This window comes from Limosilactobacillus panis DSM 6035 (assembly GCF_001435935.1).
GTDB classification, from domain to species: Bacteria; Bacillota; Bacilli; order Lactobacillales; family Lactobacillaceae; genus Limosilactobacillus; species Limosilactobacillus panis.
Genome location: NZ_AZGM01000015.1, coordinates 1 through 22,621 on the forward strand (window position 1 = coordinate 1; position 22,621 = coordinate 22,621).

General features: G+C 50.1%; 20 protein-coding genes and 1 pseudogene. 18 read left to right on the forward strand and 3 right to left on the reverse strand.

The genetic code is table 11. The annotated features are described in order from the left end of the window. The first annotated feature begins 1,060 nt into the window (after positions 1–1,060). From FD32_RS00660 to FD32_RS00700, 9 genes are all read left to right on the forward strand, one after another. On the forward strand, positions 1,061–2,263 hold the full coding sequence (locus FD32_RS00660; RefSeq protein ID WP_047768987.1) for a NupC/NupG family nucleoside CNT transporter: 1,203 nt from the start codon (positions 1,061–1,063) through the stop codon (positions 2,261–2,263). 83 nt (positions 2,264–2,346) lie between these two features. Further along, entirely contained in the window at positions 2,347–3,255 is a 909-nt protein-coding gene (gene rihC / locus FD32_RS00665; RefSeq protein WP_047768985.1) for a ribonucleoside hydrolase RihC, read from the forward strand. 241 nt (positions 3,256–3,496) lie between these two features. Then, positions 3,497–4,222 (forward strand): 16S rRNA (guanine(527)-N(7))-methyltransferase RsmG, encoded by a 726-nt coding sequence (gene rsmG, locus FD32_RS00670; RefSeq protein ID WP_047768983.1) that lies wholly within the window; start codon positions 3,497–3,499, stop codon positions 4,220–4,222. A 13-nt stretch (positions 4,223–4,235) separates the two neighbouring features. Further along, entirely contained in the window at positions 4,236–5,189 is a 954-nt protein-coding gene (locus FD32_RS00675; RefSeq protein ID WP_047768981.1) for a ParB/RepB/Spo0J family partition protein, read from the forward strand. Between the two features lie 12 nt (positions 5,190–5,201). Next, the gene (locus tag FD32_RS00680; protein ID WP_047768978.1) at positions 5,202–5,972 is read left to right on the forward strand and encodes a ParA family protein; all 771 of its coding nucleotides are present in this window, start codon (positions 5,202–5,204) and stop codon (positions 5,970–5,972) included. Beyond that, positions 5,959–6,846 (forward strand): ParB/RepB/Spo0J family partition protein, encoded by an 888-nt coding sequence (locus FD32_RS00685; protein WP_047768976.1) that lies wholly within the window; start codon positions 5,959–5,961, stop codon positions 6,844–6,846. Before FD32_RS00680 ends, FD32_RS00685 begins: the two co-directional genes overlap by 14 nt. Positions 6,847–6,858: 12 nt before the next feature. Further along, positions 6,859–7,062, forward strand: coding sequence for a DUF951 domain-containing protein (locus FD32_RS00690; protein ID WP_047768974.1), 204 nt, complete (start codon positions 6,859–6,861; stop codon positions 7,060–7,062). Positions 7,063–7,109: 47 nt separating this feature from the next. Further along, complete coding sequence (gene ychF / locus FD32_RS00695; RefSeq protein WP_047768972.1) at positions 7,110–8,207, forward strand: redox-regulated ATPase YchF; 1,098 nt, start codon at positions 7,110–7,112, stop codon at positions 8,205–8,207. 69 nt (positions 8,208–8,276) lie between these two features. Then, a complete protein-coding gene (locus tag FD32_RS00700; RefSeq protein ID WP_047768970.1) occupies positions 8,277–9,026 on the forward strand; it encodes a DUF1129 domain-containing protein in 750 nt (249 codons plus the stop codon). A 163-nt stretch (positions 9,027–9,189) separates the two neighbouring features. On the opposite strand, the pseudogene yicI reads toward FD32_RS00700, so the two are convergent. From yicI to FD32_RS00710, 3 genes and pseudogenes are all read right to left on the reverse strand, one after another. Then, positions 9,190–11,476, reverse strand: a pseudogene (yicI, locus tag FD32_RS00705) (alpha-xylosidase). Between the two features lie 20 nt (positions 11,477–11,496). Next, positions 11,497–11,955 carry an MFS transporter gene (locus FD32_RS10395; RefSeq protein ID WP_268872404.1) on the reverse strand — a complete coding sequence of 153 codons (459 nt, stop codon included), beginning with the start codon at positions 11,953–11,955 and terminating at the stop codon, positions 11,497–11,499. Next, the gene (locus FD32_RS00710) at positions 11,955–12,884 is read right to left on the reverse strand and encodes a glycoside-pentoside-hexuronide (GPH):cation symporter (RefSeq protein ID WP_268872405.1); all 930 of its coding nucleotides are present in this window, start codon (positions 12,882–12,884) and stop codon (positions 11,955–11,957) included. Before FD32_RS00710 ends, FD32_RS10395 begins: the two co-directional genes overlap by 1 nt. Positions 12,885–13,193: 309 nt before the next feature. Here FD32_RS00710 and deoC point away from each other — a divergent pair, with 309 nt between their 5' ends. From deoC to FD32_RS00755, 9 genes are all read left to right on the forward strand, one after another. Then, on the forward strand, positions 13,194–13,871 hold the full coding sequence (gene deoC / locus FD32_RS00715; protein ID WP_047768968.1) for a deoxyribose-phosphate aldolase: 678 nt from the start codon (positions 13,194–13,196) through the stop codon (positions 13,869–13,871). 45 nt (positions 13,872–13,916) lie between these two features. Further along, complete coding sequence (locus FD32_RS00720) at positions 13,917–15,110, forward strand: phosphopentomutase (RefSeq protein WP_047768967.1); 1,194 nt, start codon at positions 13,917–13,919, stop codon at positions 15,108–15,110. 29 nt (positions 15,111–15,139) lie between these two features. Next, on the forward strand, positions 15,140–16,438 hold the full coding sequence (locus FD32_RS00725; RefSeq protein WP_047768965.1) for a pyrimidine-nucleoside phosphorylase: 1,299 nt from the start codon (positions 15,140–15,142) through the stop codon (positions 16,436–16,438). A 16-nt stretch (positions 16,439–16,454) separates the two neighbouring features. Beyond that, positions 16,455–17,165, forward strand: coding sequence for a purine-nucleoside phosphorylase (gene deoD / locus FD32_RS00730; protein WP_056962081.1), 711 nt, complete (start codon positions 16,455–16,457; stop codon positions 17,163–17,165). Positions 17,166–17,270: 105 nt separating this feature from the next. Beyond that, the gene (locus FD32_RS00735) at positions 17,271–18,221 is read left to right on the forward strand and encodes a sugar-binding transcriptional regulator (RefSeq protein ID WP_047768962.1); all 951 of its coding nucleotides are present in this window, start codon (positions 17,271–17,273) and stop codon (positions 18,219–18,221) included. A 70-nt stretch (positions 18,222–18,291) separates the two neighbouring features. Beyond that, the gene (guaB, locus tag FD32_RS00740; RefSeq protein ID WP_047768960.1) at positions 18,292–19,434 is read left to right on the forward strand and encodes an IMP dehydrogenase; all 1,143 of its coding nucleotides are present in this window, start codon (positions 18,292–18,294) and stop codon (positions 19,432–19,434) included. A 140-nt stretch (positions 19,435–19,574) separates the two neighbouring features. Further along, positions 19,575–20,582 (forward strand): LCP family protein, encoded by a 1,008-nt coding sequence (locus tag FD32_RS00745; RefSeq protein WP_047768958.1) that lies wholly within the window; start codon positions 19,575–19,577, stop codon positions 20,580–20,582. 96 nt (positions 20,583–20,678) lie between these two features. Further along, positions 20,679–21,368 carry a response regulator transcription factor CroR gene (gene croR / locus FD32_RS00750; protein WP_047768956.1) on the forward strand — a complete coding sequence of 230 codons (690 nt, stop codon included), beginning with the start codon at positions 20,679–20,681 and terminating at the stop codon, positions 21,366–21,368. Between the two features lie 26 nt (positions 21,369–21,394). Next, on the forward strand, positions 21,395–22,525 hold the full coding sequence (locus tag FD32_RS00755; RefSeq protein ID WP_047768954.1) for a sensor histidine kinase: 1,131 nt from the start codon (positions 21,395–21,397) through the stop codon (positions 22,523–22,525). The last annotated feature ends 96 nt before the right edge of the window (positions 22,526–22,621 follow it).

The following is a 22,621-nucleotide window of genomic DNA, read 5'->3' on the forward strand; positions in this document are numbered from 1 at the left end:
TTTTCGAAAAAATACGAAAACTGACGGGCTTTTAATGAACTATGAATAATTCAGGTAGTAAAAAGAGTTTAAAATGCTTTTCTTAATCGGTTAGATTTTACGGAAATGTCCACTTTATAAAACCGCTCTCATCGTTGATATGGCGCTCTTTGCTTGACCTTTGAAACGGGAGAAGCTATACTAAAAGTGTGAAGAGGATATGGGGCATTTTGAACGAACATCTTCTCATAATAAACTACTTTGAAGCTAGTTATTAATAACACGATAATTAACGACACCCCACTCCACATGAAACGCTTTAGTTTTCTTGAAAAGTATGTTAGCTAAAAATTAGTGGCCATATCTACAACCTTAAATGATTAAGCTTTTTAAGTTCTTCATCCTTGGCGGAAGAACAGGTATTAAAGACACGTTAACGAATCTTAATTAAAAGTTTGGGCCCATCATCCTCTTCATCGGGAGCACGGAGACATTAAGTTGTCTCCGCTTTTTGTTTCGGAAAATAGTTCCTAGCGTCTAACTACGAACGAAGGCCGACGCTTTTAACGACAACCCTCGTCCTATATTAGCCGGAAGGAACGCTGGGAAGCCTATTTCCCAGCCGTTTTTGTTTTAAATATTTCCCGGGGAATTTGCTATAATAGAATTCCTTGGCAGGGGCGCGGGATAATGAATTTTTATTCACTGTTCCAGCACTAATGGGCGAACTTGGTAGCAGTTAAAACTGTTAGACAAGTTCGCCTTTTGTGAAATAGAGCAAATGTTTTTTATTAATTAAGTGAGCGCTTACAAAAAAGTTTAAATTCTTTGTGAACGTTTTCTTGATTAGTAAAACGTTTCAATGTTGTTGAACATAAAACGTTTTACGAATAATGACAATAAAAATAGCGCTATCATTTCACAAACTTTGGACTATTTCCTGCTTTACAGGCACCAAAATTTAAGATATCCTTAAATCGTCAAGTTAATCCACTACAAGAAGCAATTATTATTCTCGATTTTAGTAGTGTGGTTGACGAGTTTATTACATGGATTTTTTTATAAGGGGTGTATTTCGACCATGTATCTTGCAATCAATATTCTTGGGCTGATCGTGTTCCTCGCTATTGGGTGGCTGTTCTCAAAGAACCGCAAGGCCATTAACTGGAAGACGGTTGGGATCATGATTGTTATTAACCTTATTTTGGCATGGTTTTTGACGGGTTCTTCCGCCGGACGTGCCGGAGTTAAGGCTGCTGCCGACGGTTTCGTTTGGATCGTTGATGTATCTGCAAAGGGGACTGTCTTTGCATTAGGTGATTGGTACAATACTAAGAACCTGAACTTTATTTGTTCCGCACTGATGCCAATCCTGATGATTGTTCCGCTGTTCGATATCTTGACTTACATTGGTTTCTTGCCATGGATTATCAAGTGGATTGGACGGGGACTTTCCTACATCACTGGTCAACCAAAGTTCGAATCCTTCTTTGCTGTTGAAATGATGTTCTTAGGGAACACCGAAGTGCTGGCCGTTTCTGGTATGCAGATTCGGAAGATGAGCAAGGAACGTAACTTGACTTTGGCCATGATGTCAATGTCTTGTGTTACTGCCTCAATTCTTGGTTCTTATATCTTAATGATGCCTGGTCAATACATCTTGACGGCGGTGCCAATCAACATTATTAACGCATTGATTGCCACTAGTATGTTGAACCCAGTCAAGTTAGCACCGGAAGAAGATACCATCGAAAGGGTTGGTGCAACTGACAACGGTAAGAAGGAACCATTCTTCAGTTTCTTGGGTGACTCCATCCTGGGCGCTGGTAAGCTGATCTTAATCATCATTGCTAACGTTGTTGCCTTCGTTGCCTTAGCCGCATTAATCGATAAGATCTTAGGCTTATTCTGGAAGCCACTGTCACTGGAAAGTATCCTTGGTTGCATCATGTTCCCATTCTCCTGGTTACTGGGACTCCCAGTTCACCAAGCATGGGACTTGGCACAAAACATGGGGATGAAGTTAGTTACTAACGAATTCGTTGTTATGGGTAAGGTTTCTGGCTCAATCAACAGTTACCCAGAACACTTGAAGGCCGTATTAACTGTCTTCGTTACCTCCTTTGCCAACTTCGGGACCCTGGGTATGATTATCGGTGCCTTCAAGGGCTTGGCTAACAAGGAAGATAACGACTACATCGCTCACAACATTGGTTACCTGTTACTTTCTGGTATCCTGGTATCCTTGCTGTCCGCTGCCTTTGTTGGCCTGTTCGTTTGGTAAAAATTAAAAAGCAGCTTGGAAGAGCTGCTTTTTTTAACCATATTTTCGAAAACGCTTGCAACTATATTTAGGAGGAAATAGATATGACCACTAAAATTATTATGGATACTGATCCCGGAATTGACGACGCTGCGGCCTTAACGATGGCCATCAACGACCCGGCAATTGACCTCAAGCTGGTTACTGCCGTTGCCGGGAACGTCACCGTTGACAAGACAACTGCTAACGCTTTGAAGATAGTTCACTTCTTTGGTAAGGACATTCCGGTTGCGGCCGGTGCTGAACAACCACTGATCAAGCCATTCGAAGACGCTGCTCGGATCCACGGTGAATCAGGAATGCCCGGTTACGACTTCGGGGACGACTACGGTAAGCCAATCAACAAGACCGCCGTTGAAGCCCTCCATGACGCCATCATGGCTGAAGACGAGGTTACCCTGGTCCCAACCGGCTCCTACACCAACATCGCCTTACTGTTCAGCGAGTACCCAGAGGTTAAGAGCCACATCAAGCGGATCGTTGCCATGGGTGGGTCCGTATCCGGTGGTAACATGACGAGTGCTGCCGAATTCAACGTCTTCACCGACCCTGATGCTGCACGGATTATGTACAATGCCGGTATTCCAATCGTAATGGTCGGCCTGGACGTTACCCTGAAGGCCCTGCTGACCAAGGAGACGATTGAAAAACTGGGTAAAATGAACAAGACCGGGGAAATGCTGCACGCCCTAATTACCCACTATAATGACGGAACAGATGAAGGACGGCCAATGCACGATGTCAACACCATCTTCTACCTTCTTCATCCTGAAGCCTTTACCACGAAGAAGATGTGGGTCGACGTTCAGACAAGTGGCCCAGCAATTGGGTCAACCGTTGCTGATATTCGTGGTGCTTACCATGATGGCAAGACGAACGCTGAAGTTTGTCTCGATATCGATGCAGATTACTTCAATAAGTGGTTCTTAGATGAAGTAAGCAAGATGAATTAATAATATGATTTATTAGTTACAGACGCGCTGGCGAAAAAATCGCCTGGCGCGTTTTTTGATGGGTGCCAAAGACTGATTTTTGTTAGACTCAATTTACCAAGTGAAGGACATTTTTAAGTGTGATTTCCCGGGAAATATTTCGTGATTATATAGGTCAAACAGTTGAAAGACCGGTCTTTTTACGTTACAGTATAGTAGTACGTGAAACAATTATGTTTCACGAAAAAGGAGCGCTTAACTCATGAATCCAGAACAATTTCAAATGGCCCTGGCTGATCAGGGGGTTACTATTAACGATAAGCAGATGGCGCAGTTTGAACTCTACTACCAACTGCTGGTAACCACCAATCGGCAGGTCAACTTAACCCGGATTACCGAGAAAAACGATGTTTACCTTAAACACTTTTATGACTCAATTACCGGCGCACTAGCTGAGCCCCGCCTGCAGACGGAGGAATTAACTTTGTGCGACATCGGCGCTGGGGCGGGTTTCCCGTCATTACCACTCAAGATTGCCTTTCCTCAGCTTAAGGTGACGATTGTGGACTCACTAAATAAACGGATTAACTTTCTACAGGAACTGGTTAACCGCTTGGGCCTGCGGGGCGTGACCCTGATCCATGACCGGGCGGAAACCTTCTCTAACAAAAAGAGTCAGCATCGAGAAGCGTACGACGTTGTCACCGCACGGGCGGTAGCCCGGTTAACGGTTTTAAGTGAATTGTGCCTACCTGCCGTTAAGATCGGTGGCGAAATGCTCGCTTATAAGGCGAGTGCGGCCGACGACGAACTAGCAGCGGCCCAGGTGGCAATCAAAAAGTTGGGTGGCCGGGTCCAAAGGGAAGTCAGTTTGAACCTTCCCCGCACAGCAGAACAGCGCAAGATTATCATTATTGCAAAAGCAGCCGCAACCCCAGCCAAGTATCCCCGGCGCCCGGGACTGCCCAATAAGAAACCACTTCAGTAAGGAGGAATAAGCAATGGCTTTTTCGTTATTTAACTTTGGAAAAAGTGAAAATAATGACACCAAGCAAAAGGTGGTTGACGTAAAACTGGACCAGATTATTCCTAACCGCTACCAGCCCCGTCAGGTATTCGACAAGGATGGCATTCGGGAACTGGCCCAAACAATTGATGAACATGGCTTACTGCAGCCAATCGTGGTCCGTGAATACGAGCCCGCTAAGTACGAAATCATTGCTGGGGAGCGGCGTTACCGGGCAATGAAGCTCCTCGAATGGGAGACCGCCCCGGCAATTATTGAAAAGATGAGTGACCATGAGGCTGCCTCACTGGCCCTGGTTGAAAACCTCCAGCGGTCACAACTGAGCTCCATAGAAGAAGCCCAGGCCTACCGGCGGTTAATGGACCTTAACCACTTGACCCAGGCGGCCCTGGCAAAGGGAATGGGTAAGAGCCAGTCCTTCGTTGCTAATAAGCTCCGGCTATTGAAACTCATCAAGCCGGTCCAAACGGCCATCCTTGACCACCGGATCACGGAACGGCACGGGCGAGCAATGCTGGACCTTGATGAGAAACAACAGCGTGACATGCTGATGAAGGTCGTCAATAACCGACTCACGGTTCGGCAAACGGAGGATGAGGTGGCCAAGAACCTTGGCCGGCCACTGCCGTCGGAAATTGCCAAGCAAAAGGCGGCCGCTCGTCAACGGGAACTGGCACCAATTGCCCCGAGTGGCGAACCCCTCCCACCAGTCGGTACCCAGCAGTCATCCGCCTCGGCAAAAAAGAAAAAGAGTCGCGCCAAGCGCAAGGCTAAGCCGGCTAAGCAGATCAACGATGCCCGTCTGGCACTGAATACGATTAAGAAGTCAATTCAACTGGCAAAGGACAGTGGGTTCACGGTTACGACTCACGAAAAAAATGATGACAAGTCATACCAGTTGGTGATTGAGATTCCGAAGAAACAGTAGGAGGCATTGTAAATGGGTTCTGTAATTGCATTAGCTAACCAAAAGGGTGGTGTCGGTAAAACCACCACCAGTGTTAACCTGGGAGCGTGCCTAGCGGATAAGGGACAACGGGTCCTTTTGATTGACCTCGACCCCCAGGGTAATGCCACCAGTGGGCTGGGAATTGAGAAGCGGGACATCGAGAAGAGCGTCTACGATGTCTTAATTAACGACGAACCACTTAAAAATGTCATCCGCCCGTCTAGTCATAAGGGCCTAGACATTGCGCCCACCACGATTGCCTTGTCCGGGGCCGAAGTTGAGTTGACCAACCTGATGGCCCGGGAGACCCGGCTGAAGGATGCTTTCGGGGATGTCCGGGATAACTACGACTTTATCCTGATTGACTGCCCACCGTCTTTAGGGCTGCTTACGATCAACGCCTTTACGGCCTGTGATTCGATCCTAATTCCGGTTCAAAGTGAATACTACGCTTTGGAAGGACTCAGCCAGCTTTTGAATACCATCAAATTGGTTCAGAAACACTTTAACCCGAACCTGGCAATTGAAGGGGTATTGCTCACAATGTACGATAAGCGCACTAACCTCGGCCAGAAGGTCAATGCGGAGGTGCGGAAGTTCTTCGGCACCCGGGTTTACAAGACGGTGATTCCCCGCAACGTCCGCCTGTCAGAGGCGCCTAGCCACGGGCTCGCAATTGTCGACTACGACAAACGTTCACGGGGGGCACATGTTTACCAGGAACTAGCAAAGGAAGTGTTAGCTAACAATGGCAAAGCGTAAAAAGGGTGGCCTCGGCCGCGGCATTGAGGCCCTGTTTGAAGAAAACACCATTGATGAGCCGCAAAACGGTGAAAACGTCCAGGATATTAAGTTAACGCTAATTCGGCCGAACCCCTACCAGCCCCGGCGGACCTTTGACAAGGCGGCTTTAAACGAGCTGGCCAAGTCGATCGAAAAAACGGGGGTCTTCCAACCGGTGATTCTTCGCCAGCCCGACCCGCAGATCGAACGCTACGAGTTAATTGCGGGTGAGCGGCGCTTCCGGGCTTCTAAGATTGCTAAGCAGGCCACAATCCCCGCCATCGTCCGCAACATGAGTGACGAACAGATGATGGAAGTGGCCGTCTTGGAAAACCTCCAGCGAGAAGACCTGACTCCCCTGGAAGAGGCCCAAGCCTACCAGACATTGATGGATAAGCTTTCACTGACCCAGGCCCAGGTGGCTAGTCGGTTAGGGAAGAGCCGCCCATACATTGCCAACTACCTGCGCCTGTTGGGTCTCCCGAAGATGATCAAGGACGCCTTAAACGACGGCCGGCTCTCGATGGGTCAGGCCCGGACAATCCTCGGTTTGAAGGATAAGAAGAAACTGGTTTCTCTGGCCAAGCGGGCAATGGATAAGAACTTGACGGTCCGTCAGCTTGAAGAAATCGTTGCCGAGATGAACGGGACAGCCAAGAAGAAGGCCCAACGGAAGAGCCAGCGGAAGCCCGTTTACATTCGTGAAGCAGAGACACAACTACAGAGCAAGTTCGGCACAAAGGTATCCGTTGCCCAGAGCCGGAAGAAGGGGACCGGGAAAATTGAGATTCCCTATACATCTAATGATGACCTGACCCGGATACTAGAAGTGTTAGACATCTCATTGGACTAGGAGGAATTCGTTATGGCAGCTTACGATAAAGGTGACATTGTCTTAATGAAAAAGGCTCATCCGTGTGGCACGAACCGCTGGTTGATTACCAGAGTCGGGGCCGACATCAAGATTCAGTGTGAAGGGTGCGGCCATGTGGTAATGATGACCCGTCAAAAATTTGATAAGGGTTTTAAGAAAGTCCTTGAAAAAGGACCGGCACAAACCAATAATTAGATGTTGGATAATTTAACTAATAAACTAAAAAAGGAAAGTGAATTTTCATGTCATTAACTGCAGGAATTGTCGGCTTGCCAAACGTTGGTAAGTCAACCCTATTTAACGCGATTACTAAGGCGGGTGCCGAAATGGCTAACTACCCATTTGCAACGATTGACCCAAACGTTGGCATGGTGGAAGTTCCCGACAGCCGGCTGGACCGGATTAATGAAATTATCCCTGCGAAGAAGATTGTCCCAACCACCTTTGAGTTCACGGACATCGCCGGAATCGTTAAGGGGGCCAGCAAGGGTGAAGGACTTGGTAACAAGTTCCTGGAAAATATTCGGCAAACGGATGCCATTGTTCACGTTGTGCGGGCATTTGATGATGATGACATCACTAGTGTTACCGGGAAGGTGGACCCGATTGATGACATCGACACCATCAACCTGGAATTAGTAATGGCCGACCTGGATGCCGTCAACAAACGCCTCAGCAAGGTTAAGCGGGCAGCCAAGGGCCGTGATAAGGACGCCTTAGCTGAACTCGACGTTTTAAACAAGATCAAGCCAGTTCTGGAAGACGGCAAGAGTGTGCGGTCAATCGACTTTAGTGATGACGAGAAGAAGATCGTCAAGGGACTCTTCCTGCTGACCAGTAAGCCAGTGCTGTACGTTGCTAACATTGCCGAAGACGACATGGCAAACCCAGACGGTAACAAGTACATGGACCAAATCAAGGAACACGTTAAGGGTGACGGTGAGGTAATTGGTGTTGCTGCCGCAGCCGAAGAACAAATTGCCGAAATGGACGACGCGGACAAGGCGGACTTCCTGGAGATGGAAGGCGTCAAGGAACCAGGACTGAACCGACTGATTCGGGCTGCTTACAAACTCTTGGGCCTGGAAACCTTCTTCACTGCTGGTGGCCCAGAAACCCGGGCCTGGACTTTCCGCAAGGGGACTAAGGCTCCCCAAGCAGCCGGGATCATTCACTCTGACTTCGAACGGGGCTTCATTCGGGCCGAAGTAATGAGCTTTGATGACCTTGACAAGTTAGGGTCCGAAGCGGCCGTTAAGGAAGCCGGTAAGCTCCGCCTGGAAGGTAAGGACTACGTAATGCAAGACGGTGACATTGTCGAATTCCGCTTCAATGTCTAATTTGCCTGACGGAACCGCAGTGCGGCTGGCCGTCGTTTCGTTAATACTAAAAATGAGAGGAGTTTCACTGTGAGTGAAGAACAACCACGCAATGCACAAGCAGGCCAGCGGCAAAAGCAGGTCGCTAAAGAGCAGCGCCAGGAAAGTGGCAGTGCATTTGCCAAATACGGGTTAACTCGTAAAAATGAAGAATTTATTTACCAATTGAGTAAGCAACTAAACCGGCAAGGAGTTGCTAAGAAAAAGCAGCCGGAAATGATTCAAGAAACCATCAACAAGCTGTTGGAGGGACAGAAGAAGGGGCAAACCGCCAAGGCCCTCTTGGGAACCCCAACCGCGTACGCCAACGAACTGAAGCACCCTAAGCCAACGAGTGAGGCGGTTCGCAAGGAGTCGTTAAAGCTTTTGGCGGTGGATAACACCCTGATCTTCTTCAGTATCTTTACCTTTATGTACGGACTGATGTACGTCTTATCACCAGCTGCATTTAAGGTTAACCGTAACGGGAGTGCCGGGATTACGGCTATCCTGCTGGTTGCCATCATCGGGGGGCTGCTGTTTAGCTACGTCCTCCTGCAGATCCGTCCCCAGGCAAAGAAGAAGCGGCCACTAATCTGGCGGATTTTGATTATCGTAATTGCCCTGGTGGCATGGCTGCTGCTGTACATGCTGGCAAGTATGCTGCCAAACGCAATCAACCCCGTACTTAATGGTTGGTTATACATTGTCTTCGGGGTTGCTGGTTTCGGTGGCGATGTCTACTTCAGAAACCACTTCCACGTAATGGGACTGTACGGTCGTCGTCAACGTCGCCGTTAGTCGGTAAATATCAAATTTAATGAGGTGCGCGGACTTGGCAAATTGCCAGGTGCCAGCGCCTTTTTATTTACATACTAAAAAACGACCACCAACATTTGATTGCTGGTGGTCGTTTCCACTAACTTGTTCTGTATATTATTTATTTTTAAGGAATATCAATTAGTTAAAGCTTAATTTCGGCCTCACCCTCTTTAAGGTCGGCTTGGGCAACCAACTTGCCGTTTTCGTGAACAAAGGCGGTTAACTTGCCGCTCAGGCCCTTTGTCGTGACGCTGAACTGGTTGCCGTTGCGTTTAACGGTGATCCTTGCCGTGGTTGTCTACAACACTGATGGTCGTTGTCCCCTCGTGCATGTCGTAGAGGTGGATATCGACGTCCTTCGTGTAGTCGTAGTCAGCGTGGGCTGGTTTCTCGTGCTTGACCAGGATCGTGTTGTCACGGACCAGGACAGGCAGGTTAAGTTCGTCGTAGTGCTTCGTGAGCCACTTACCACCTTCGGGGATGTCATAGCTTTCGCCATCTTGGACAATGCTGGTCCACTTGCCGGCGGGCAGGTAGAAGTGGACGTTACCTTCAGGGTTGAAGACGGGGGCAACGAGGATCTGGCTACCGAACATGTACTGGTTAGCGATGGTGTGGGTATTGTAGTCGGCGCCAAATTCGAACCACATTGGCCGCATTAATGGGTTACCAAAGGCGGCGCTGTGGGCAGCCTGGGTGTAGAGGTATGGCATCAACGATAGCTTAAGGTCAACGTACTTCCGGGTGTTTTCAACCGCTTCGTCGTCGAAGTTCCACGGAACCCGGTAAACATCACTACCATGGTACCGGCTGTGTGAGAAAAGCAGGCCGAACTGGGTCCACCGTTTGTACAGATCTGCCGTTGGCGTATCAGGACCGTCCTCAAAGCCACCGATATCGTGGCTCCAGAAGCCGAATCCAGAACTTAAGAAGGACAGGCCACCATGGAGGGTGTTGGACATGGACTTAAAGGTTGACAGGCAGTCGCCGCCCCAGTGAACCGGGAGCTGTTGGGAACCAACCGTGGCGGAACGGGCGAAAACAACTGCTTGGTCAATACCCCGTTCCTTAGCGATGACGTCAAAGACCGCCTTGTTGTACTGGTAAGTGTAGAAGTTGTGTTCACGCTTCGGGTCGGACCCGTCAAAGTAAACGGCATCGTCCATTGGAATTCGTTCACCAAAGTCGGCCTTGAAACAGTCAACGCCCATGTCAAGGAGGGCCTTGAGCTTTGCTTGGAACCACTTGACCGCAGCCGGGTTGGTGAAGTCAATGAACCCGTTACCGGCTTGCCAAAGGTCCCACTGCCAGACGTTACCGTCGGTCCGCTTAACCAGGTAACCATTGGCCTTTCCCTCTTTGAACATCTCACTCTTCTGGGCAATGTAAGGGTTGATCCAGACACAAACCTTGATTCCCTTGTCATGGATTTCCTTGATTAAACCTTCGGGGTCGGGGAATTCGTCGTTGTTCCAGGTCAGGTTGCTCCATTCGAAGTCCCGTTGCCAGAAACAGTCAAAGTGGAAAACGTCCAACGGAATATGCCGTTCTGCCATCCCGTTGATAAACTTCATAACGGTCTTTTCACTGTAATCAGTCAAAAAGGAAGTTGTCAGCCAAAGGCCAAATGACCAGGCCGGTGGCAGTTGAATCTTCCCGGTCAATTCAGTGTACTTGTGGAGAATCTCCTGTGGGGTTGGGCCGTAGATGACGAAGTACTCTAGGAATTCACCTTCAACACTAAATTGGACCCGGTCAACGTTTTCTGAAGCGATTTCGAAGTCGACGGGTTCTGGCTGGTTGACGAACACCCCGTAGCCATCGTCAGTGATGTAGAATGGAACGTTCTTGTAAGCCTGGTCAGACCCGGTTCCACCATCCTTGTTGATGGTCCGGACCTCTTGACCGTTTTTGACAAAGTTGCCAAACCGTTCCCCAAGGCCGTAGACGTGCGAGTCCACGCCCAAGGACAGTTGCTCACGCATGTAGTGCTTGTGGTTCTTGATATTGGTGATTTCACCCTGGGCACGGTAGCGGGAGGCCGTGATTTCCTTGCCGTCCGCATTGAAGCTGAGGGCGAATTCTTGGTGGAGCGGGATGTTGACTTGCAGGCGTCCGCTTTGGTAAGTGGCAGCCTGGTCACCAACGTTCATTGTGACGTTCGGTTGCTGGTCGGTCAGCTTGAATGATGGCCCGTGGGTGTCCTGGTCAAAGTGGGTCAGCTTAACCCCGATGACGTCTTCCAGTGGGGATGTCAGTTTAATCGTGGTCATCCCGATATTTAATTCGTCACCCCGGTTGTTGATCCGCTTGTAAGGGGCGAAGACGCTCATTGTTCGTTGATCGTCCTTTTTAGCAGTGAAACTTTCTTCGGGGTGGTTGATTTGGTATTCAGGCTTAGTTAACCAATAACCATTAGTAAACTTCATTATAAATTTCCTTTCTTAGATTAGTTATTTTGGTTCCGAGCAGCGATTTCGGCGTTCATCTTTTCAACTTTTTCGTCAGTAAGACGGTAGAAGGCGAAGACAATCATGGCTAAGACCGTGACGATAATCGGAATAATGGTCGTAACCATCCGGATTCCGAATAGGCTGTGGGCAGTTTGGGTGTGGTTAGCAGCGAAACCAAATGCGGCCAGAACGTAGCCAGGAACAACCCCACCAAGGGCCATCCCAAACTTGAAGAAGAAGCCGACAATGGCGTTGACAATCCCGTTTTCCCGCTTGCCGGTCTTCCATTCACCGTAAGTGATGGTTTGGGGAACCAGTGCCCACTGGAATCCGGTGGAAAGGGTGACCCCAGCAGCTTCAACTGTCCGCCCGATGAAGGTCCAGGTGATGTTCGTTGCGGGAACGAGGAACATAATTAAAAAGTCGATGACCGTGACCAGCAGGCTCCCTTGCATCAGGACCTGGGTACGAACTTACGGTTTAACCAAGGAGTGAGGGGCACCGTGATGAAGGCCGGCAGGGTTCCCAGCAGGTTGTACCACTGCATTAGGCCAGCATTGTGGGCGTTGTAGGTCATGTAGTAGGCCCCAACGGAGTTAACGATGGACATCAAACCAAAGGTGATGATGAAGAAGATGGCCAGTGTCCGCAGTGGTTGGTTGATTTTCAACTGGTGGAAAAGGTCAGAAACCTTAACCGATGCTTCGGTATCGGCGGGCATGTGGATCCGTTCAACGGATTGGCTAAAGCAGAATACCAGTACTAAAGCCCCGGCAATCCCGTAAAGGACCATGGTTAAGAACCAACCGGTCTGAGAGGCAGCACCGGAGTAGTGGCCACCGGAGAATAACTTAACAAAGACCGGCACACCGAAACTAACGGTCAGGGAGCCTAAGTTGGCCAGGGCCATCCGGATGGAGGACATGGAAACCAGTTCCTTGTTGTTCCGGGTCATGGCGGCGTTCAAAGAGCCGTATGGGACGTTAACCGTCGTGTAGATAACGGACAGGCCAACGTAAGTAACGTAGGCGTAGATAAGCTTGCCCATTTGGCCAAGGTTTGGCACGTGAAAACAAAGGATGGCCATTACCGCCAGGGGCAGCCCCATGTAAAGAAGGTAGCCACGGTATTTACCAAAACGGGTCGTGTGCTTATCAATGAAGGTCCCGACGATTGGGTCGTTGATGGCATCAATCAGGCGGACAATCAGAAACATCGTTGCCGCATCGGCAGCAGGTAAGCCGTAGACGTTTGTATAGAAGAACAACAAATACGTTGAAATGGTGGTGTAAATAAGGTTTTGGGCGAAGTCACCGGTTGCCCAACCAAATTTCCGACGCCATGGTAATTTGACGTCAGCGCTTGCAGTAGCAGCGTTATTCAATAGAATCACATCCCCAATAATAAATGATTGCGTGGGTTGTAAGTTAGTCTAACATACGAACAAGCTGAGAATACCACCCCTGCTTGAAAATGTAAGCGCTTTTTTAATGCCAATTGGTTTGAAAGGGCAGCAAATGCTAATGATACCGAGACTTTGCTAAGGAAAAAATAATTTTACTAAGAAGTACATAAAAGCTTTTATTTTTTGAAAAAATGTTCGCGAATATTATGGACAATTGTTCAAGTAACTGATAAACTAGGAGTGTAGTTTGATGTAAGCGAATTCACAAAAAAGAGGAGAGACTAAATAATGAAATTAACCCAAGCACAATTAGCCAAGTACATGGACCACACGATGCTGAAGCCTGAGGCCACTGCTGACATGATTGACAAGGCGGTTGAAGAAGCCCGTAAGCACAATACCGCTTCCGTATGTATTAACCCATACTGGGTCAAGCGTGTTCACAAAGGCCTGCAGGGCACGGACATCAATACTTGCACGGTGATTGGGTTCCCTCTGGGCGCCACCTCAACGGCCAGCAAGGTCTTTGAAACCAAGAAGGCAATTGAAGACGGGGCTGATGAAATCGACATGGTAATCAATATTGGTGAATTGAAGGGAAAGAACGACCAAGCCGTAGAAGATGACATCCGGGCTGTGGCCGAAGCAACCCACGAAAAGGGCAAACTATTAAAGGTCATCATCGAAAACTGCCTGCTGACCAACGAAGAGAAGACCCGGGCATGCAAGTTGACTGTTAAGGGCGGCGCAGACTTTGTTAAGACGTCGACCGGCTTCTCCACTTCCGGTGCCAAGGCCCAAGACGTTAAGCTGATGCGGGAAGCCGTTGGTCCAGACTTTAAGATCAAGGCTGCTGGCGGGATCCACAGCCTGGCCGAAGCCTACGACATGATTGAGGCTGGTGCTAACCGGCTCGGGGTTTCCGCTTCCGTTAAAATTCTGGAAGAAGCTGCTAAGCAAGACTAACTTTTACTGTCGACCTGATTGTGAATGGATACTGGAGGGGTCAAGATGTCATATAAACGTGTATTTGTTATTGTAATGGACTCGGTTGGTACTGGTGCGGCGCACGATGCAGATAAGTTCGATGATGTTGGGTCAGATACGTTAGGCCACGTTGGTGAATACTACAAGGGCAAATTAGCCCTGCCAAACCTGGCTAAGATGGGAATCAGTAACCTCCGAGATACGCCAATTGAAGGGGTACCGGTCGCTGACCCCGCCATCGGGGACTTCGGTAAGATGGAAGAAATCTCCGCTGGTAAGGACAGCATGGACGGCCACTGGGAAATGATGGGGCTGCCAGTAATGAAGCCACTGTCGACATTCCCGAACGGCTTCCCACAGGAAATTGTTGATAAGCTGGAGAAGTTCTCTGGACGAAAGGTCATTGTCAACAAGCCATACTCCGGGACAGAGGTCATCCACGACTACGGTGAACGGCAGATGAAGACTGGTGAATTGATCCTCTACACGTCCGGGGACTCCGTAATGCAGATTGCCGCCCATGAAGACGTAATCCCGGTCAAGGAACTCTACAAAATTTGTGAATACGCCCGGACCCTGGTTAACGGCCCAGAATACACAGTGGGACGGATTATTGCCCGGCCATACGTCGGCCCCGACAAAGACCACTTCACCCGGACCGCTAACCGGCACGACTTTAGTCTGAAACCGATTGGTGAGACCGACATGGACCGCCTGCGGGCTGCCGGTTACGACGTGATCGGGGTTGGTAAGATCAACGACATCTTCTCTGGTCAAGGGATTGACAAGGGCTACCACAACGAAAGCAACATGGACGGGATGGACCACGTTGACGAGGTAATGAAGCAGGACTTCACTGGTTTCTGCTTCACCAACCTGGTGGACTTTGATGCCATGTACGGCCACCGGCGGAATCCAAAGGGCTTTGGTCAGACCCTGATGGACTTTGACAAGCGCTTGGGAACGGTTCTCAAGGAAATGAAGCCGGACGATCTGCTGATGATCACCGCCGACCACGGTAACGACCCCGGCTTCCGGGGGACCGACCATACCCGTGAAAACGTCCCACTGCTGGTTTACTCCCCATCGATGAAGAAGAGTAACCAGTCACTTGGCCTGCGGAAGACCTTCTCTGACCTCGGGGTAACCATTTTAGAGAACTTCAACGTGGACGCCGTACGCGGAACCAGCTTCTACAAGAAAATTAGTAACGACTAAACGCGGTTAATAGGAAAGGGGCGCTGACGATGCGAATGGTCGACGTTATTGACGCTAAACGGAATGGGAAGGCCTTAACTGATGACCAACTACAGTTCTTCGTGGACGGGGTGGTTGACGGATCAATTCCTGACTACCAGGTCTCAGCTCTGCTAATGGCCATCTACTTCCAGGGGATGACTAGTGCAGAACAGACGAGCCTGACGATGAAGATGATGCACTCGGGTGAACACCTGGACTTAAGCAAGATTCCCGGAGTGAAGGTCGATAAGCACTCAACGGGTGGCGTTGGTGACAAGGTCAGCCTGCCCCTTGCGGCGATGGTTGCCGCCACCGGCATCCCAGTACCAATGATTTCCGGGCGGGGTCTGGGCCATACAGGTAGGACCCTTGATAAACTAGAAGCCATTCCCGGATTTAAGGTTGAAATCAGTGAACAGGCCTTTATTGACCAAGTCGCCCGGGAAAAATTAGCCATTGTTGGGGCCACTGGCGAAGTGGCGCCCGCGGACAAGAAAATCTATGCCTTGCGGGACGTCACCGATACGGTGGATTCGATTCCCCTGATTGCTAGCTCAATCATGAGTAAGAAGATAGCTTCGGGAACAGACGCCCTGGTGATTGACGTTAAGACCGGTGCCGGGGCCTTCATGAAGACCCTGGACCAGTCGCGGGCCCTGGCCCACGCCCTGGTCGACATTGGCAAGCAGGCCGGCCTTCAGTGCATGGCAGTGATTTCCGACATGAACCAGCCGCTGGGCAACAAGGTCGGCAACGCCCTTGAAATTGAAGAGTCAATCGACGTCCTCAAGGGGAAGGGCCCGGCTGACCTGACCGAACTGGTTTTGACACTAGGAAGCTACATGGTCGTAATGGGTGGTAAGGCCCAGACACCAAAAGCCGCCCGCCAACTGCTGGAAGAGGTAGTTGCGGATGGGACAGCCCTAGACCGCTTCAAAGCGATGGTAATTGCCCAGGGTGGCGACCCCCGGGTGATTGATGACTACACCGTAATGCCCCAGGCGAAGTACCAAATTCCGTACCGGGCCAAGCATGACGGGGTGGTAAGTAAACTGGCGGCCGACGAAATTGGGACCGCCAGCATGCTTCTGGGCGGTGGCCGGCAGCAGGATGACGACCAGCTGGACTACAGTGTGGGGATTGAACTCCACCATAAGTTGGGTGACCAGGTCAAGGCCGGTGATACCTTGTTGACCATTTATAGCAACCAGGAGAAGGTACCGGCGGTCGAAAAGTTGCTCGACGAAAGCATCGCTATCAGTGACCACTACGACAAACCGCAACTAATTCACGAAATTATCGAATAATTGAGGAGGAACAACGATGAGTACACATATTGGTGCCCAAATGGGCGACTACGCAGACACAGTTTTACTTCCGGGCGACCCGCTGCGGGCAAAATACATTGCTGAAAACTTCCTGGAAAATGTTAAGCAAGTTAACAGCGTGCGGAACGCCTTTGGTTATACCGGTGAGTACAAGGGCCACCGGGTATCTGTTCAGGGCTCTGGCATGGGAATCCCGTCCATGTCAATTTACATTAACGAACTGGTTAAGTTCTTTGGTGTGAAGACTATCATCCGGGTTGGCTCCTGTGGGGGAATTGCGCCGGATGTTCACCTGCGTGACGTTATTTTGGCCCAGGGTTCCTCAACGGACTCAGCAGTGACGATGAACACCTTCGGTCCGGGCTTCCACTACGCCCCATTGGCCGACTTTAAGCTCCTTGACTCCGCCTACCACGTTGCCGAAAAGCTGGGCATCGATGCTAAGGTCGGCGACATCTTTGCGGCTGACCGCTTCTACAACGACGAATTAGACATGGAGAAGCTGCGAGATTACGGTATTTTGGGAACGGAAATGGAATCTGCTGGACTCTATCTCCTTGCTGCTAAGCTCCACTTCCGGGCCTTGTCTGTCCTGACCGTCAGTGACCTGATCTTTGGTGAGAAAAAGACGACCGCCGAAGAACGGGAGAAGACCTTCAACGACATGATCAACATTTCTCTGGAAACGGCAATCGCTGGTAAGTAATGGTATATAATGGACCGGGGAAAAGCGGCCATTCAATGAATTAAATAAGGGCCTGCCACAGAAGCAATTCTGTTGCGGACCCTTATTTTAGTAAGGAGGAAATCAATGGAAAGTGATGATCAAAAGAGAATAAGCCAGGCCCTTAAGGTGGCCACCTTGTATTACCGGGAGGGTTATAACCAACAAGACATTGCGACCGAATTGAACATTTCCCGGGCAACAGTATCGCGCCTTTTGCAGTTTGGCCGTGACCAAGGGCTGGTAACCATTAAAATCAATAACCCCCTGGCCCCCCTCGATCAGCTGCGCACCCAGTTACTGGAAAAGTACCCGACCCTTAAAAAGGTCATCATCGTTCCGGGCAAGGATAACCCCTTAGAAGAGGTGGGGGTTGCGGCGGCCCGGTACCTCGAAGAAATTGTCAAGGATAATGACATCCTCGGCCTGGGTTGGGGTCGGACCCTCTACCACGTTGCCTTACACATCGCGCCCAAGGATGTTACCGACGTCAAGGTCGTCCAGATGAGGGGGAGTGTTGCTAATACCGAGACGAAGAACTACGCGTTTGAAACCGTCAATACCTTTGCCAACGCCTTCCACACCCTTCCCCAGTACCTGCCGGTTCCAGTTATCTTTGACCATGCAAAGACTGAAAAGTTAGTTGAAGATGATACTCATATTAAGTACATCCTTCGTCAGGGGAAGGAAGCGGACATTGCGGTCTTCACGGTGGGGACCGTTCGGGATTCGGCCCTGCTCTTTCGGCTTGGCTACTTTACGAAGGCGGAGCAGGAGAAGCTCCAAAGTGAGGCGGTCGGGGACGTCTTTTCCCGCTTTATTGATGCCCGTGGCCGGGTGGTTGACCACGACATCAACGAGCGGACAATTGGTATTGACCTTGTGGAGCTCCGGAAGAAGAAACACAGTGTATTAGTGGCGGCCAATGTTGCTAAGATCCCGGCAATTAATGGTGCTTTGACGGCTGAATACGCTAATACCCTGGTGATTGATCAGGAAAGTGCGAACGATTTACTAGCTTTTTCACCGAAATCTTAACTTTTTCTTGATTTTGTGTCTGATTCCTAGTAGCATTGACCTAACCAAAATTAAGGAGTGTGTATGATCAATGTCAAATTGGGACACAAAGTTTGCCAAAAAGGGCTTAACTTTTGATGATGTTTTACTGATTCCCGCCGAAAGTCACGTTTTACCAAATGAGGTTGACCTCAGTACCCGGTTAGCCAAGAATATTAAGCTTAATATTCCATTGATTAGTGCCGGAATGGATACCGTTACCGAAGGACCAATGGCAATTGCGATGGCCCTCCAAGGTGGCCTTGGCGTTGTTCATAAGAATATGTCAATCCAAGCGCAAGCGGGGGAGGTTGCCAATGTTAAGAGCGTAGTTGTCCCTGCTAACGCTACCCGGGCGGCGGTTGACGACCAAAACCGCCTGCTTTGTGCCGCCGCTGTTGGCGTCACCAGCGATACCTTTGAACGAGCAGAAGCTCTTTTGAAGGCGGGGGCCGACGCTATCGTGATTGATACGGCGCACGGTCACTCTGCCGGGGTGCTGCGAAAGATCAAGGAAATCCGTGACCACTTCCCAGATGTTACCCTGATTGCCGGGAACGTTGCCACTGGTGAAGCTACTAAGGCCCTTTACGATGCCGGGGTTGACGTTGTAAAGGTCGGCATTGGCCCTGGTTCTATCTGTACTACCCGGGTGGTTGCCGGTGTCGGTGTTCCCCAAATTACGGCCATTTACGATGCCGCTAGTGTTGCCCGTGAATACGGTAAACCAATCATCGCTGATGGTGGGATCAAGTACTCTGGTGACGTTGTGAAGGCCTTGGCTGCCGGTGGTAATGCGGTCATGTTGGGGAGCATGCTTTCCGGGACGACTGAAGCACCGGGCGATGTTTTTGAAGATCACGGTGTTAAGTACAAGGCCTACCGGGGGATGGGTTCCGTCGGTGCCATGGCCCAGGCCCACGGCTCTTCTGATCGTTACTTCCAAGGTGGCGTGAATGAAGCCAACAAGCTTGTTCCTGAAGGAATCGAAGCTCGGGTTAAATACAAGGGTGACGTTTCCGACGTTGTCTTCCAAATCGACGGGGGTCTGCGCTCCGGGATGGGTTATGTTGGTGCCCCTGACATCCCAACCTTGATTGAAAAGGCTCAATTCGTGCAGATCACTAATGCCGGACTGCGGGAGTCCCACCCACACGATGTTCAAATTACGAAGGCCGCTCCGAACTATAAATAAGCGTTAAATAATATAAGACGAGTCCAGGACGATTTAGAAATCGCCTTGGACTTTTCTTTTTTCCGTGTAATCATGCACGAGGCCGGGCAAACTGGTACAATCGATATTGAAATCGGATGCACAATTTGGGGGACATAATTATGGATAATCAAGAACCACAGGAACATTTTGAACGCCGGCGCGATTATCGCCAGCAAAACCAGGGCCCGCACCACCGTGGGTGGAAGATCTTTGGAATCATTGTTTTATTGTTGGTAGTCGTTGCTGGAATCTACGGCTTCGTTGCCTGGCACAACGTCAAGGTCACTACCAGTGATATGTACACGTCGGCGGGGGCGACCCGGCGACGGGATGGTCAGAAGGCCTTAGAGCAGCGGCGGCCAGTGTCCATCCTACTGTTGGGAACGGATACCGGGGCCCTCGGCCGGTCGTACAAGGGGCGAACGGACACCATCATGCTGCTGACGATTAATCCTCAGACCAACAAGTCGGAGATTGTCAGCATTCCCCGGGACATGAAGGTCAACCTTCCGGGTTACCCGGACGATTCGCCGGCCAAAATCAACGCGGCCTACACTTACGGTGGGGTTAAGGAAACAATCAACGTGGTTCAGAAACACTTCAATATCCCCGTTGACTTTTACGTCTTAGTAAACATGGGTGGCCTGAAGAAAGCTATTAACCAAGTTGGCGGGGTCACGGTCACCTCCCCGTTGACCTTTGACTACGAAGGGAGCCACTTTGAAAAGGGCCAATCCTACCACCTGAACGGCACCCAGGCTCTGCGCTTTAGCCGGATGCGGTACGACGATCCAAACGGTGACTATGGCCGGCAACAGCGGCAGAAGTTAATCATCAAGGCCCTTTTGAAGAAGTCGGTTTCTTACAAGACGGTCCTCAACCAGAAATTCCTGAAGTCCATTTCGGACAACTCCAAGACTGACCTGACATTTAATGACATGCTCCAGTTGGCCCAGCACTACCGGAAGGACACGAAGAATATTGGTCAGGACCACGCCCAGGGGAAGGGTGACGAAGAGGATGGTCAGGCCTTTGAAGTAGTACCGCGAGACGAACAGCAACGGGTTTCGAACCTTCTCCGGAAGAGTTTGGGCCTGGAAACCGCCAACTTGGACACGGATAACTAATATTTCCTTAAAGCCGGGGCAAAATAATCGTTTTACCGGGGAAGTTAGCTATAATATTGAACTAGAGTATTCGTAATAAATAAGGAGTGGCCATAAATGAAGATTTTAGTTGTTGATGATGATAAGGAAATTGTCCAATTACTGGAGATTTATATTCGTAATGAGGGCTACGAGCCGGTTGCCGCTTATAACGGTAAGGAAGCTTTAACCAAGCTCAACACAACGCCGGATATCAACCTGGTCATCTTGGACCTGATGATGCCCGAAATGGACGGAATGGAGGTCATCAAGCAGGTCCGGAAAGACTCTGATATTCCGATCCTGGTTCTTTCCGCCAAGACGGCCGACATGGATAAGATTCAGGGCCTGATTTCTGGGGCAGACGACTACGTTACTAAGCCGTTTAACCCCCTGGAAGTAATGGCCCGGGTAAAGTCCCTGCTGAGGCGGACCCAGGGTGAGGTCACTAATGACCAACCGGACGTCTTAAATGTGGGACCCCTGATCATCAACAAGGATTCCCACGAGGTTAAGACCATCAAGGGGGACGTCATCCAGTTGACAGCCCTTGAATTCGGGATCCTCTATCTGCTGGCCAGTCACCCGAACCGGGTCTTCTCCGCCGATGATATCTTTGAGCGGGTTTGGCAGCAGGAGAGTGTTGTTTCCGCCAAGACGGTCATGGTCCACGTGAGCCACTTGCGGGATAAAATCGAAGAAGCCACGAACGGTGAGAAGGTCATCCAAACCGTTTGGGGCGTTGGCTACAAGGTTGAAAACCACTAATCTAATCACTTCCTGGGGGTAAAAGAGTGAAGTTAACGGGACGGGAAAAAAGTTCATTAATCTTTGAAGGGGTCGTGACCGTCATCCTGCTGGTCCTCCTCAACATGGCGATTATCACGATCATCCAGGACGTCATCCAGAGCAATCCGGGGGTGACGAACGGGATCTTCATGATCAAGCAGTCGCTGCGGGTCGGCCCACTACAAACGCAGATTTGGAGCTACCAGCGGATCCTAATTATCATCTTTGTGATTATCGACATTTGGGTCGTCTGGTGGCGGCTCCGGCGGCGGTACCACCTTTACCAGATGAACCACATCATTGCCGAACTCCACTACATTGCCCAGGGTCACCTGGACCACCGAATTCCCTTCCGTTTGAAGGGTAACCAGCAGAACGTGATCAGCTCCGTTAACGCCCTGGTTGATAGTGCCGTTAAGTCGATGGATGACGAGCGCAAGATTGAAAAATCCAAGGACGAGCTGATCACCAACGTCAGTCACGACTTGCGGACCCCGCTGACTTCCATCATCGGCTACCTGGGTTTGATTGAGGACAAGCAGTACCAAAACGAGGAAGATATCCTGAAGTACACCCATACGGCCTATGAGAAGGCCAAGCAGATGAAGAACCTGGTCGAGGACCTGTTTGAATACACGAAGGTCCAGCAGTACGGCGCCCCAGTCAACATCATGCGGGTTGACCTCAACCAGCTGCTTGAACAGCTAACGGCCAGTTTTGAGTTAGAGGCCCAGCACCGGGGGATTGAGATCACGTCAAAGGTGATTCCCAACCCACTGATGATTGAAGCCGACCCTGAAAAACTCGGCCGGGTATTTAGCAACCTGGTCGCCAATGCCCTGAAATACGGGAACGGGGCCAGCTACATCCGCCTGGATGCCCGCCAAAAGGCCGACCATGTGGTGGTGACAGTCGCCAACGATGGGACCCCAATCCCGAAGGAGTCGGTTGACCATATCTTTGAGCGCTTTTACCGCGCCGAGGCGTCGCGGTCACGGGCAACCGGGGGTACCGGTTTGGGACTGGCAATCGTCAAGAGTATCGTCGACTTACACCACGGAAGTGTCCGGGTAACGTCTAATGATGATGAGACAGCCTTCATCGTCAGTCTCCCCTTAAAACAAGTGAATAAATAATAAACAAAAGCAGAAAATTTCCCGGGAAATTTTCTGCTTATTTAGTGCGCCCGGCATGGGTATTAGCTAGGTGGTGAAAGTCCACTATGGGCCGTA